Raw genomic sequence first — 13,350 nt, 5'->3', positions numbered from 1 at the left:
CAATAATTAAAAGCCGAGGTTGATCGAGAAAATGACGGTTTTCGCTTTGGGATAGCTCAGGTAATCGATACCGTACGAGGTAATGCCATTGATCGAACGGTCGTTGTTGACTTCCGGATCGTAACCGTTGTATTTCGTCCAGACCATGAGGTTCTGGCCGGTTACCGATATGCGCGCGGTCTGAATCCACCTGTTGAGGCCGATTTTGGCGGTATTCAGGTTGTACCCGAGCACGAGGTTATTCAAACGCAGGTAGGCGCCGTTTTTAAGGTAGCGCGTCGATACAGGGGCCGAGTTATTGATCGACTCCGCCGGTTCGGCGATGGCTTCAGGTGTTACGTTTACGCCTTTCGATAATTTGAGTTTGTAGAAATTGGAATTGGCGGTGTTGTCATACACTTTGTTTCCGGCCACGCCATTGAAGTTGGCCGTCAGCTCAAAGCCTTTGAAGCTGATATTGCCATTGAAATTGTACATGCGTGTCGGGAGGGCCGTACCGGCTGCAATGCGGTCTTTATCGGTGATAATGCCGTCGCCGTCCACATCGCGAAACTTGCTGATGCCCTTTTCATCGAAGCCAATGAACTCTTTCAGGAAGAATGTTCCGATCGGCTGGTTGCTGATGTAGCCGTTGATCGTCGCCGACGTAAGACCGGAGCCCTGCGCGGAACCCGAGGGGATTACCGAATAAGGCGAGTTTTTAACTTCATTCCTGATAAAGGTAATGTTACCACCCACCGAATATCTGAGCCCGTTGCCGAGTGCATTGCGGTAGTTGAGGTCCAACTCGACGCCCTGGTTGATAATGCGCATGTCGGGAACGTTGGTCCAGAACGTACCCGCTGGCTGAACAGGATCTGCCGGTATCACTTCAAGCAGGATTTTCCGGGAGGTTTTCCTGAAATAGTCGATCTCACCGCTCAATGCACCTTTAAACAACCCGAAGTCGACGCCAAGGTCGGTCTGCCGCGAAACCTCCCACTGGATATTCGGGTTGGCGAGCCGCGTGGACGTAGTACCTGCGGGGTAGATCGCGGAGCCGTCGAGCGGATAGCTCGTTGTACCCGAAACAGCGGAGGTAAAACGGGCCAGGGTGATTTTGGAGGGGATTTCCTGGTTGCCGGTAGATCCCCAGCCACCACGCAATTTCAGTTCGGAGAATGGAGAAGATTTCATGAACGGCTCTTCGGAAACCCGCCAGCCCAACGAGAACGACGGGAAAGACCCGTATTTGTTGTTCGCTCCGAATTTGGACGAGCCGTCAATACGCAGGGTGGCGGTAATAAGATACCGGTCCTTAAAACCATAGCTCGCCCGGCCGAAGAACGATTGCAGCTCGTTGACCGTCGCAAAACCGCCTGGCTGGTTCAGGACAAGCGAAAGATCCTGTCCAAGACCCGGGTTATAAATCGGCTCGATGTCCGAGATCGGAAACTTGTTGATGCTGAAATTTCTGCTTTGGATAAAAATATGCTGGTACGAGTGTCCGAGCAATGCCGTCAGGCTGTGCATTTTCGTGTTCAGCGTATACGTCAGGTAGTTTTCGATCAGCTTGTTGGTGTTGCGCAGGCCGTAGTTTTCTAACCGTCCCGGTTCTAGGGGAACGGTGCTCGGCAGTGTCTGTTTGTCCTGGGTAGCGGTCGAATTGTCGATGCCGAAGTTCAGCTTGTAAACGAGCCCGTCGATGATTTTCACCGAAGGTGATATGCTGGCGAGTACGCGGTTAGTCGTCAGGAGCTCCTTATACTGCCGCAAACTGAACAAAGGATTGGTAAAATCCTGGTATTGCGCAAGTTGCCCGTCCGCGTCGTAAGGCGCGTAGGTAGGATTGATCGTAAGGGCACTACCTATGACGCTCTGAATATTGGGGCGCTGGTTTTTGGTATTGGTCGCGTTCAGGTTCATGTCCAGGGTGACACGGTCTTCGAACAATTTCTGCGAAAGGTTCACCCGGCCGGTGTAACGGTTCTGTTGGCTGCCTTTGAGGATACCCTGTTGTTTTTGGGCACCGAAAGAGGCGTAGTAGGTCATTTTTTCGCTACCTCCGCCAACCGAGATATTATGGTTGTGCGTGGCAGCTGTCCGGAATATTTCCTTTTGCCAGTCGGTATTGGCTTTTCCGTCGTTGGCGGTAGCGCCCAGTTTGGCGGCTTCGGCCAGAAAGTCGGGACCGGAAAGTACATCCAGCGGACGCGCCACGGTAGAAATACCCAGGCTTCCCGAATAGGTAACGTTAGCTTGTCCGGATTTTCCTTTTTTAGTAGTGATCAAAATGACGCCATTCGCGCCCCGTGCACCGTAAATGGCTGTGGCAGAGGCGTCTTTCAGGACATCGATAGACTCGATATCCTGCGGGTTGAGGAAGTTGAGCGGGTTGGTGTCGCCACCCGTTCCGCTGTTATCGAGCGCCATCCCGTCCACGACGAACAACGGTGTGCTGCCTGTACGCACACCGCCGGGGCCACGCACCGTAATGCTCGTTTTCGCGCCGGGTTCGCCGGTGGCCGAGGTAATGTTTACACCCGAAACCTTACCCTGCAAAAGCTGTTCGGGCGAGTTGATGATCCCTTGGTTGAACTCGGCGCTTTTCAGCGACTTTATCGAGCCGGTAATGTCCTTTTTGGTTGTGCTGCCGTAACCAACCACCACCACCTCGCTCAGGTTGGACGCCGATTCTTTCAGTTTGATTTCGATGGAATTGGCATTGGCTTCGGTTAAAAGAAAGTCTTTCAACGACTGTTTTTCAAAACCAATGTAGCTGAACTCGAGATTATACCGTGTTCCGGTTTGCAAATTGGCGAAGCTGAAAGCGCCTGATTCATTGGTGGTTGCGCCCTGCTTATTGTTGCCGTTGGCGTCGGAGATCACGACAGTCACGCCGGGAAGCCCCTCGGAGGAGCCTTCGGTGGTTACTTTCCCGGTGAGGGTGATTTTCTGTAATTGGTTCATGCCGGATTCAACATGCTTTCTGGGCTGGCCTTCGGGAACCGGTATTTCAGCTGCGGCCACGGCATGGAGGCCGCAAACGGCGGTCACCTGCAGAAGGCAGTTTCGGATTATCCCGGTCCTGACTGATAGAGTCCAAGTTTTTCTCATAGTCGTGGATTATTGGATTTTACAATGAATGGAAATAGGGAAGCGAGTTGATTTTTAGCCATAAGAGGGATTTTTAAAAGTCCGGAATTACAAGATTACAAATTGTATTTTTGAAATATAAAATTGAAATAACCCTATACTTAATGCAAACGTTTGAAATTTTGTGCAAACGTTTGAAAAAATACAAAGATTAAATTGGATGAAATTGATACGTCCCGAAGAGGTGCAGGATAGTGAAGTTAATTCATCCAAACGCCTGACAAGGACGCAGAAAGTTGCATTAAAGCAGCACTCCGCGCCGGAAATGGCGCTACCGCGAAGAAAAACGAAGAAATTCGTTTTAAGGAATTGTTAAAATGAATAGCGGGCCGAACGGGGCCTAGACGTCCTGCCGTAACACCTCCAGTGGCGGCCTCGACAGGACACCGCGGCTATTGAGCAGGCCGATGACGACCGTTAGCAGCGATACGAAGAAAAAAATGCCGAAAACGGGCCCTGCCTCCGGATTGAATTCGGATTCGAAGTTAAATTTCGCGAGGCAATAGCTCCCGACAACCGCGATGAAGATGCCCGTGAATGCGGCCAGCGCACCCAGGAAGAAGTATTCCAGCGCGGTGATGACAAAAATTTGCTTACGGCTTGCACCCAATGTACGCAAAAGGACGCTTTCCTGAATGCGCTGGTATTTACTGATCATCACCGAGGCGATCAGCACTATCAGTCCCGTGAGTATGCTGAAACCCGCCATAAAGCGGATAACGAAGCCGATTTTATCGAAAATATCATCCAAAACCCTCAAAACGAGGGCGAGGTCGATGATGGAAATATTGGGATATTGCCGTACCAGCGCCTGTTGAAACCGGGCCGAAACGCCGGGGTTCGGCATATGCGTAAGCATGGCATGGAATTGCGGGGCCTCTTCGAGCACGCCGGTCGGGAATACGACGAGAAAATTCGTGCGCACTTCGCTCCAGTTGACTTCCCGAAGGCTTGAAATGACCGTAGGCATGATGGTTCCCTGGACGTTGAAAACCATGGTGTCCCCCAGCTCCAAACGGCTTCTTTCCGCAAATCCCTGCTCCACGGAAATGGGGATCAGCTCCATGGATTTGTCGTACCGGCCCTGCCATTTTCCTTTGGTTATTTTTTCGGAAGAGGTCGTCGAGTCGCGGAAGGTGACGCGGTACTCGCGGCCGAAGATGCGGCGCGACTGCTCGGCAGTGGTGTCGCCTTCGAAATCGGCCGCCGTTTTGCCGTTTACTTCTTCCAGCCGCATGTTCACAATGGGGACGCTCTGGTTAATGGGCACGTTCTGTGCCCGGGCAATCGCCAGAACGCCTTCTTTCTGGTGGCTCTGAATGTCAAAAAGCACCATATTCGGCTGGTTGCCGCTGCTCGATAGTTGTACGCGGGTAAGGAGGATGGTCTGTATGAAAAAAAGTGTGCATATCAGCGAAGTGCCCAGCCCTACCGATACGATCAGTATGGTGGTCTGGTTATTGGGCCTGTACAGGTTGGCGAGTCCCTGGCGCCAGAGGTAGCTCCACGAAGCCGGGAAAAAGCGGCGCACCAGCCACATCAGCAGGCTGGCGATACCGAAAAGAATGAGGAACGATGCGAGAATGCTTCCTGTGAATACCAGCGCCTGCATCCAGGTTTGCATTTGCAGATAAGCGAACGCGAAAATGAACAGGACAATGAGCCCGTACAATGCCCAGCTCACCGCATCGCGCTCGGGATGGGCGGCGTCGGCGGCCGAACGGAGCACATTCAGCGGCGATACCTTGCGGATGGAAACCAGCGGCGGCAGCGCGAAAAGAATGGATATCAGGATACCGATGGCAAGTCCCTGCCCGATTGCCGGCCAGGAAATGCCCGTATGAAGGTCAAACGGCAGGAGGTCTTTCAGTACCACCGGAAGGAACTGCTGGATGACCGTCCCGAGAATGGCTCCGAGCAGCGTGCCGATCAGCCCGATGCCCGCTATCTGTATAAGGTAAATGAGAAACGCCTGGGTGGCTTTCACGCCGAGGCAGCGAAGAATGGCGATGGAATTGAGCTTCTCCCGCACATATATATGTATCGCGCTCGCTACGCCTATACACCCGAGAAGCAGCGCGACGAAGCCTACAAGCGAGAGGAAGCGGGTAAGATCGCGGAAAGAACGGCCGGTATCCTCTTTCTGGCTCTGTACCGTATTGTAGTCCAGGTCAAAACGCTCGAACTTGGGTTCCAGCGTTTTAACCATCTTTTCAATGTCAGTTTTGGGCGGATATTTGAAATAATACCTGTACCCGACGCGGCTGCCTTTTTGCATCAGGCCGGTCTGGTCGAGGTAACGCATGGGTATGTACACAACGGGGGCTACCGACGCGGTAATGCCGGTGGCGCCCGGTGCCTTTTCCAGGACACCCGCAATGGCAAATGTAACTTCACCGATCTTGATCGAATCCCCCACCTGTGCGTGGTATTGCAGCATCAATGTCTGGTCCACCAATGCTTCCTGACGGTCGCGGAATGTCTTCCCGGCTGATACGGGCAGTGTTTCCAGTTTTCCGTAATAAGGGAAATCGCCGGATAATGCTTTTACCTGCGCCAACCTGCTGCCGCCGGATTTGTTAAAATAAACCATCGAAGCGAATGCCCGCTCTTCGGAGCGTACCTTTCCCAGCGAATCCACGAAGGCCATCGCTTTCCCTTCGATTTTTTTTCCGCTGTAAATGGACAAATCGGCCCCGATGAGCGTCGCGGCCTGATCGTCGATATTGTCGCGCAGGTTATCGCCCAGCGAATAAATGGCCACCAGCGCGGCAATACCGAGGATAATGGACGATATGAAGAGCGCAAGCCGGGCGCGGTTTTTACGACTGTCGCGCCATGCCATTTGCAATAGCCAGGAAAGGTTGAGTGTCTTCGGGTTCATCGGGAATTAATGATTAGCTTGCCGCCGCAATTTTGCCGCCTTTGATACGGATGATCCGCTGGGTTTTGGCAGCTAGGTCGAGGTCGTGAGTAACGACCACCAGGGTGGTGCCGGCCTCACGGTTGAGATCGAAGAGCAGTTTCACTACTTTTTCGCTCGTTTCGGCGTCGAGATTACCGGTCGGTTCGTCTGCAAAAAGGATTTGCGGCTGGTTCGAAAACGCGCGCGCCAGCGAAACGCGCTGCTGTTCGCCGCCGCTGAGCTGGGTAGGGTAATGGTGGCTGCGTTCGGCGAGGCCCACCTTGTCGAGCAGGTCGAGGGCGCGGGGTTTTACATTTCTCTCACCGCGAAGCTCCATCGGGACCATTACGTTTTCCAATGCGGTAAGTGTCGGAAGAAGCTGGAAGTTTTGAAAGATGAACCCCACAAACTGGTTGCGGACCGCCGCAAGCTGGTCTTCGTTGAGGCCGTTCAAGCGCGTCCCATGCAATTCCACGCTGCCGGACGTAGAGCGGTCGAGTCCGGCGCAGAGGCCAAGGAGCGTCGTTTTGCCGCTGCCCGACGGGCCGACTATCGAGACCGTGGAGCCGGTTTCGATGGAAAAGCTGATATTATCGAGGACTTTAAGGGTGCGGTCGCCGCTTTTGTATATTTTACTGACGTCGTGCAGATCGAGTATGGTATTCATCAATCGATTTTCTTTTATGTTTGCGTAGAGCCGGTTCACCGGTAAAGCCTCAATTTGGCTTTTTTCGGTTATTGTTGCTTATAAATATAGTTCAAACGGTTTTTAAATGAGAATGAATGGCCCGGTACGCGTTTTTTAACTATAAAATCCATTCCCCTTCGATACCTATTATGAATGCCGTGCGTCGTTTCACAACAATTATGACATTACTGCTGCTAGCGGGCGTGCTTGCAACCGGGTTGTTTTCTTGCGGTAGCGACAAAAAGAACGGATCGGAGCAGGAAGCCGGTCGTTCCCAAGGAGCAGCCAAAGCGCCTGCCGCTAAAAAGAAGGTGATCGTGTTTTTCGGAAACAGCCTCACAGCGGGTTACGGCCTCGACGACCCTTCGCAGGCATTCGCCGGACTGATCCAGAAGCGGATCGATTCGCTCGGGCTCAACTATAAGGTAATCAATGCGGGCGTGAGCGGAGAAACTACCTCCGGCGGCAATAGCCGCATCGACTGGCTCCTTAAACAACCGCTCGATATTTTCGTGCTCGAACTCGGCGGTAACGATGGTCTCCGCGGTATCCCGGTTTCGGAAACCAAAAAGAATTTGCAGGAAATCCTTGATAAGGTGAAAGCGAAATACCCTGATGCGAAACGGGTGCTGGCCGGTATGCAGATTCCGCCCAACATGGGCCGGGAATATGCAGCGGAGTTCAAGGAGGTGTATGCCGACCTGGCCAAAAAGAACGATATTGTCCTGATTCCCTTCCTGTTGGAAGGAGTGGGGGGGAGAGTCGAAGCTCAACCAGGCCGACGGCATCCACCCGACGGCGGAAGGCCATAAGATATTGGCGGAGAATGTCTGGGTACGGATTAAAGACCTTCTATAATGAAAGAACCCGCCGTCGGGCGGGTCTCTTTTGTGTGGTCAGGCCGTGTAAGTTTCGTTGCCGTGCAGCTGGCGTGCCCCGTAACGCTGCCATGCTTCTATAATTTCCATACGGTCCTCGACGGTCCTTGGGGTAAACGAAATAATAATTCCACCTTCCCGGATGCTGGATTCGAATGCCTCGGCATGCTCTTTCGGAACACCTTTATTGTGCAATGCGCCCACGATGCCACCTGTGAGTCCGCCGGCGCCCGCACCGGTGAGGGCCGCCAGAAGCGGTCCGGCCACCGCAATGCCGAGACCGGGAATCACGACGGTCGTACCAATGGCGAGGATTGCCCCCGCGATGGCCCCGGCCGTGCCGCCAATGGCCGAACCGATGCCTGCATTTTCCATCGTCGAATGCGCGTGCTTTTCCTTGTCAAGTTCTTCATGATGGATACGGTGCGTCTCGTCCGATACGATCACGTTGATTTCCTCCGGTTTGTAACCCCGATAAATCAGCTCGTCGTAAGCCTTCTGCGCATCGGTACGATTGCCGAATGCGGCATTGACGAGCGAGGGGTAATTATATTCAATTGTCGTTTCCATAACATCGCTGTTTAGTTCGAACTATGCGCGCGATGTAACAACAATTATGCCAGCCGAGGCGAAAATCAGTTTGTTTTCACTATCCTGAACTGTGTGGCAAGCCCGTCTTTATCAACCAGTTTCAGCCAATAGGTGCCTGGCTGCCATTGGGCGGTCGGAATCGAGGCCGGTAATATGCCTGCTGTTTGATAAACCACATTTCCCCGGGCATCGATGAGTTCGGCAATACCGAAAGCCCCCGCGTGGTTCACGGAAAACGACAGTAAGGCCGAAAAAGGGTTCGGATAGACGGGCGCTTTCGTTTCAGGTACATACACACTACGCATGCGGCTATACGAGAATGTTTCGTCGCGGTCGTTCATCCGCAGGCGATAAAGACTTTCGCCGGTAAAAGGGACAGCGTCCGTAAAGGTATATTCTTCCCTGTTTCCGCTTTCGCCTCTTGCTTTCACGGCCCCGGCCTTGTGCCAGGTACGACCATCGCGGCTTCGTTCAATGTCGAAATGCGAAGCGTTGGTTTCCGTGGCAGTGGCCCAGCGCAGGCGCACGGCCGGTCCCTCGCCCATGGCGTCGAATTCCGTAAGCATTACCGGCAATGGACCGTTGCAAGCTTCGTATAAGGCAGCTTCATCGGAACAGAGCCCCGCATTGCCCGACACATTCAAATAGGTGGATGAACTGTGGTTACGCTGATAGTTGCAGATGGCGGTGGCGCTGCAGATCGCGAGCACGGGGTTATTGCGGATCGTGAGGTCGCCGCCGATATTCAATGCGGGCGATAACGCGGTGAGCGTGGTAAGCGATGCGTTACCGACAATACTGACCGGCCCCGAAACGGTTGCGAGCGCACCCAATCCGGCAAGGTTGCTCAATGAGCCGTTGAACGAAATTTCCAGCATTCCCGCGCTCTGTAACCCGTTGAGCCCATCGAGCGAGGTAAGTGAATGGTTTTCGGCGATAATGACCGCACCGCCGACGGTCGTCAGGTTCTGCAATGGTGCCAGGCTGGTAACGACGTCGCTCGCAAGACTGGTGATGTAGATATTGCCCGTAACGGACTTCCATTGCGGGTCCCAGGCGTTCAGCGCGCTCTGGCTGGTGAATTCGACGCTTCCGACATAAGTCTGCGCAGAAGAGCGGCCGGATATGCCAGTCAGGGCAAGGAGTAGTAGGAGGACAAGGCGTTTGAGTAAAATCAGCTGCATAGAACGGGGGTTATTTGTATAAAGCAGCTAAAAATATGGCTTGGTTACCCATTGGTGCAAACAAAAACCCGGAACGGTTTGAAATTAACGTCCCGGGCCTTCATGCTAGCGGATGTTTTGTCACACCACCCTGTCGCCACGTATCACACGGAGGATGATCGCGATTACGGCGATCACCAGCAGAATATGAATGATATTTCCTAATCCAAAACTCGCAAAGCCGAAATAGCCGATCAGCCATAGGATCACCAGGATGATCGCTATCGTATAAAGGAGATTGCCCATTGTTGTAATAGTTTGAGTTAGAGTTATTTTAGAGATATCAGGATTACATCAATTTGGATGCCAGGCACATTATGGCGCACTAAAACGGGATAATTCCCCGGTTTCTACAATATTTGCGGCATTCAGGGCGGTGGCTCCCGGCAGTTGTAGAAAATTTTCTCAAAAAGATTTCGGTGAAGGCCACTCCCTTATCGTCATTTTCTCAATTCCCTTTCAATCTTTAAAATGAAAAAAGCATTTCTATCACTCTTTGCATTTGCCTTGTTTATACTCGGCCAGGTTCATGCGGCGCAGGTCGACACGGTGGAGGTGAGCAGCGCGGTTATGAAGCGGAATCTCAAGGTAGTCGTAGTGCGGCCTGCCGCATATGGCTCGGGCAAGGAGTTTCCGGTCGTGTACCTGCTGCACGGTTATAGCGGCAACCATTCCAACTGGGTCACCAAGGCGCCCCGCATCCAGCAGGCAGCCGACCAGTATAATATGATCATCGTCTGTCCGGACGGCGGTTTCAGCAGTTGGTATTGGGACAGTCCGGTTGACCCGCAATCGCAGTTCGAAACTTATGTTTCCAAAGAACTCGTTTCCTACGTCGATAAAAACTATAAGACCATTAAAGACCGGAAAGGCCGCGGCATTACCGGTTTAAGTATGGGCGGGCATGGCGCATTGTACCTTGCATTCAGGCACCAGGATGTGTACGGGACAGCCGGCAGCATGAGCGGCGGCGTAGATATCCGCCCGTTTCCAAATAACTGGGACATGGCCAAACGCCTGGGTTCCTACGCCGAGCAGCCCGAAAGATGGGAGCGGAACACCGTGATCAACATGCTCCATTTGCTAACTCCCAATAGCCTTTCGCTAATTATCGACTGCGGTACCGAGGACTTCTTCTATGGTGTGAACGAAAATCTTCACAAACAGCTCGAATACCGTAAAATCCCGCACGATTACATTTCCCGGCCTGGTGCTCATAACTGGCCTTACTGGGAGAATGCGGTGCAGCACCAGTTGCTTTTCATGCATAACTATTTCAATAAAAAATAAATAATCAAAGCTTTTTTATCTGCCTGAATATGCGGTATTTCCTTCCGTTTCTGGTACTGCTATCGATAGTTTCGTCCAAAAATACCTGCGCTCAGGAGGGCAGCCTGGCTTTGCCTGATCCATTTACTTTTAACAATGGCGAAAAAGTGAAGTCCGTGAAGGACTGGGAGCGCAGGCGGAAGGAAATTCTTGAAATCATGACCCGCGAGATGTACGGTGTTTCGCCGGACCGTCCGAAAAAGATGCACTTTAAAGTTTTCGACCTGGACAGGAATGCACTGGGCGGCAAAGCGACGCGCAAGCAAGTGACCGTCCGTATTATCCGGGAAGGCAGGGAAGCCCGGTTTGATTTGCTCGTTTACATTCCCAATCAGGCCAGGCGTCCCGTGCCGGCCATTATCGGGCTGAATTTCATCGGGAACCAGGCCATCCATTCCGACCCGGGTATCAAACTGACCACTGCATGGGTGGAAAACAGCCGGATGTTTCCGTGTGCCTCCGACGGAAGGGCCACCGACGCCTGCCGGGGTGTGAATGCCTCGCAGTGGGCGGTGGACAGTATCCTCGCGCGCGGGTATGCGCTCGTGACGCTCTACCGGGAGGAGGTCGCGTCCGACCGGAAGGCGCATGCATTTCAGACCGGTGTGCACACGCTGTACCCCGCGTTGCAGCGACGCGAGGACAATTTCGGCACCGTTGCCGCCTGGGCGTGGGCGTTGAGCCGCGGAATGGATTATCTGGAAACCGATAAGGACATCGATGCGAAGCGGGTGGCGGTCTTCGGCTTTTCGAGATTAGGCAAAGCTGCACTTTGGGCCGGTGCGACGGACAGGCGGTTTGCCGCGGTACTCAGCAACGAGTCGGGCGCGGGCGGCGGCAAATTGTTCAGACGGGGCGTGGGAGAGGATATCAACAGGCTTTGCACGATGTTTCCGTACTGGTTTGCGCGGAACCTGGGCAAGTACAAAGGAAAGGATACGGAATTACCATTTGATCAGCATTTTGTCGTTGCGCTGATCGCCCCACGGCCGGTATATCTGGCAACCGCCGGGGACGACAAGAATTCCGATCCGCCGGGTGAGTTTGCAACCGCCCGGGCCGCGGATGCAGTGTACAGGTTTTTAGGGACGAACGGTTTGCCGGACAGCCCGTTTCCCGCATTGAATCAGCCTCTGACGGGCCAAATCGGCTTTCATATCCGGCCGGGCGGGCACGACGTTAAAATGTTCGACTGGATACAGATTTTAAATTTCTCTGATTTACATTTGCAAAAATAGACCGAACCTAATATTTAATTTTACTATTCAGCTAAATGAGCAACCAATCGTCTGTCGGCATCGCCCACACGTCCCCACCCAAGTTTACTGATAAAAAATACCTTGTCACACTGGTTTTCGTTACATCGCTTTTTATGGCATGGGGCATTGCTATTACGATGGGCGACGTGCTCAACAAGCACTTTCAAAAGGTACTCAGTCTGAGCAAGACGCAATCCGCATTCGTTCAGTTCGCGATTTTCGGCGCTTACTTTATCATGGGTATCCCGGCGGGTTTGTTCATGAAGCGTTTTGGCTATAAAAAAGGTGTATTGCTAGGATTGTCGCTATTTGCATTGGGAGCGTTCCTGTTCGTACCAGCGGCGAGCACCGCTTCATTCCCTTTCTTCGGTATTGCGCTCTTTATCCTCGGATGCGGTTTGGCAACACTGGAAACCGTTGCGCACCCGTTCGTGGCTTCGTTGGGCGACCAGCGTACCAGCGACCAGCGCATCAACTTCGCACAGGCGTTCAATGCATTGGGTGCCATTCTCGGACCGGCAATCGGCAGTTTTTTTCTGTTCCGCGGCCATGTGGAAGGCAGTACCGACCTAACTTCCGTCAGGAACCTCTATATCGCCATCGGTTCCGTCATTGCTCTGATTGCCCTGGCTTTTTCGTTGGTGAAGGTGCCCGCGTTGACGGACCCGCACGCAGCGGATATTGATCCCGAAGCCGTGAATGTGGATTCGGAACCCGGAAAGACCTTATTCCAGCATCGCCATTTCGTATGGGCGGTGATTGCACAGTTCTTTAATGTGGCGGCGCAGGGCGGGACGTGGGCATTTTTCATCAACTACGGACACGAAAAAATGGGTTTCCCCGATGAGGTGGCGGCCAATTATATGATCGGTTTTATGGCACTGATGCTGGCCGGACGCTTCGTGGGGACTTTCCTGATGCGCTTTATCGCGCCGCATACCTTGCTGGCCATTTTCGCATTCAGCAACATTGTCATGTGTCTGATCGTAGCACAGGCCTGGGGCTGGCCTTCGTTTATCGCGCTGATGATGCTCAACTTCTTTTTCAGCATCATGTTCCCGACCATTTTCAGCCTCGGCCTTAAAAATCTCGGCCCGCACACGCAGCAAGGCTCATCTTTCATCGCAATGGGCGTAGCCGGAGGGGCATTCTTCCCGTTCCTGATGGGTGCCGTGGCCGAAAGTAATGTGGCGCATGCTTACTATCTGCCGATTATCTGCTACACGGTGATCTTTTTGTTTGGTTTTAAGTTTTACAAAACGCACTGAAGTACTTCGGCTGTCGGCCGTCGGCAATCGGCTTTCAGTTATACATAACTGAAAAGCCGCCGTCGATTTTTGGC

Annotated in this window: 9 protein-coding genes and 1 pseudogene; 4 read left to right on the top strand and 6 right to left on the bottom strand. The window is 52.9% G+C overall.

The window, feature by feature from the left end:
- Positions 1–6: 6 nt before the first annotated feature.
- From ABV298_RS04330 to ABV298_RS04320, 3 genes are all read right to left on the bottom strand, one after another.
- The gene (locus ABV298_RS04330) at positions 7–2,949 is read right to left on the bottom strand and encodes a TonB-dependent receptor (protein ID WP_353720960.1); all 2,943 of its coding nucleotides are present in this window, start codon (positions 2,947–2,949) and stop codon (positions 7–9) included.
- A gap of 526 nt (positions 2,950–3,475) precedes the next feature.
- The gene (locus ABV298_RS04325; protein ID WP_353720959.1) at positions 3,476–6,019 is read right to left on the bottom strand and encodes an FtsX-like permease family protein; all 2,544 of its coding nucleotides are present in this window, start codon (positions 6,017–6,019) and stop codon (positions 3,476–3,478) included.
- A gap of 13 nt (positions 6,020–6,032) precedes the next feature.
- A complete protein-coding gene (locus ABV298_RS04320; protein ID WP_353720958.1) occupies positions 6,033–6,707 on the bottom strand; it encodes an ABC transporter ATP-binding protein in 675 nt (224 codons plus the stop codon).
- Positions 6,708–6,877: 170 nt separating this feature from the next.
- Here ABV298_RS04320 and ABV298_RS04315 point away from each other — a divergent pair.
- Positions 6,878–7,586, top strand: a pseudogene (locus ABV298_RS04315) (arylesterase).
- Positions 7,587–7,624: 38 nt separating this feature from the next.
- Here the strand turns inward: ABV298_RS04315 and ABV298_RS04310 are convergent.
- From ABV298_RS04310 to ABV298_RS04300, 3 genes are all read right to left on the bottom strand, one after another.
- The gene (locus ABV298_RS04310; RefSeq protein ID WP_353720957.1) at positions 7,625–8,176 is read right to left on the bottom strand and encodes a hypothetical protein; all 552 of its coding nucleotides are present in this window, start codon (positions 8,174–8,176) and stop codon (positions 7,625–7,627) included.
- 65 nt (positions 8,177–8,241) lie between these two features.
- Positions 8,242–9,381, bottom strand: a complete 1,140-nt coding sequence (locus ABV298_RS04305; protein ID WP_353720956.1) for a T9SS type A sorting domain-containing protein — start codon at positions 9,379–9,381, stop codon at positions 8,242–8,244.
- Between the two features lie 120 nt (positions 9,382–9,501).
- Positions 9,502–9,666, bottom strand: a complete 165-nt coding sequence (locus ABV298_RS04300) for a lmo0937 family membrane protein (RefSeq protein ID WP_353720955.1) — start codon at positions 9,664–9,666, stop codon at positions 9,502–9,504.
- A gap of 225 nt (positions 9,667–9,891) precedes the next feature.
- Between ABV298_RS04300 and ABV298_RS04295 the strand changes: the two genes are divergently transcribed.
- From ABV298_RS04295 to ABV298_RS04285, 3 genes are read left to right on the top strand one after another with little or no spacing between them, the layout of a single operon-like run.
- The gene (locus ABV298_RS04295; RefSeq protein WP_353720954.1) at positions 9,892–10,710 is read left to right on the top strand and encodes an alpha/beta hydrolase family protein; all 819 of its coding nucleotides are present in this window, start codon (positions 9,892–9,894) and stop codon (positions 10,708–10,710) included.
- Positions 10,711–10,739: 29 nt separating this feature from the next.
- Positions 10,740–11,987 (top strand): acetylxylan esterase, encoded by a 1,248-nt coding sequence (locus ABV298_RS04290; RefSeq protein ID WP_353720953.1) that lies wholly within the window; start codon positions 10,740–10,742, stop codon positions 11,985–11,987.
- A 35-nt stretch (positions 11,988–12,022) separates the two neighbouring features.
- Positions 12,023–13,276, top strand: coding sequence for a sugar MFS transporter (locus ABV298_RS04285; RefSeq protein WP_353720952.1), 1,254 nt, complete (start codon positions 12,023–12,025; stop codon positions 13,274–13,276).
- The last annotated feature ends 74 nt before the right edge of the window (positions 13,277–13,350 follow it).

It is taken from the genome of Dyadobacter sp. 676, from assembly GCF_040448675.1.
In the GTDB taxonomy this organism is placed as follows: Bacteria; Bacteroidota; Bacteroidia; order Cytophagales; family Spirosomataceae; genus Dyadobacter.
The sequence above is the reverse complement of the archived record's forward strand: the minus strand, read 5'-3'. Positions and strand labels throughout refer to the sequence as shown.

Coding starts and splice junctions, on each gene's coding strand:
- ABV298_RS04330 (WP_353720960.1), bottom strand. CDS start 2,949: ATGAACCAATTACAGAAAATCACCCTCACCGGGAAAGTAACCACCGAA.
- ABV298_RS04325 (WP_353720959.1), bottom strand. CDS start 6,019: ATGAACCCGAAGACACTCAACCTTTCCTGGCTATTGCAAATGGCATGG.
- ABV298_RS04320 (WP_353720958.1), bottom strand. CDS start 6,707: ATGAATACCATACTCGATCTGCACGACGTCAGTAAAATATACAAAAGC.
- ABV298_RS04310 (WP_353720957.1), bottom strand. CDS start 8,176: ATGGAAACGACAATTGAATATAATTACCCCTCGCTCGTCAATGCCGCA.
- ABV298_RS04305 (WP_353720956.1), bottom strand. CDS start 9,381: ATGCAGCTGATTTTACTCAAACGCCTTGTCCTCCTACTACTCCTTGCC.
- ABV298_RS04300 (WP_353720955.1), bottom strand. CDS start 9,666: ATGGGCAATCTCCTTTATACGATAGCGATCATCCTGGTGATCCTATGG.
- ABV298_RS04295 (WP_353720954.1), top strand. CDS start 9,892: ATGAAAAAAGCATTTCTATCACTCTTTGCATTTGCCTTGTTTATACTC.
- ABV298_RS04290 (WP_353720953.1), top strand. CDS start 10,740: ATGCGGTATTTCCTTCCGTTTCTGGTACTGCTATCGATAGTTTCGTCC.
- ABV298_RS04285 (WP_353720952.1), top strand. CDS start 12,023: ATGAGCAACCAATCGTCTGTCGGCATCGCCCACACGTCCCCACCCAAG.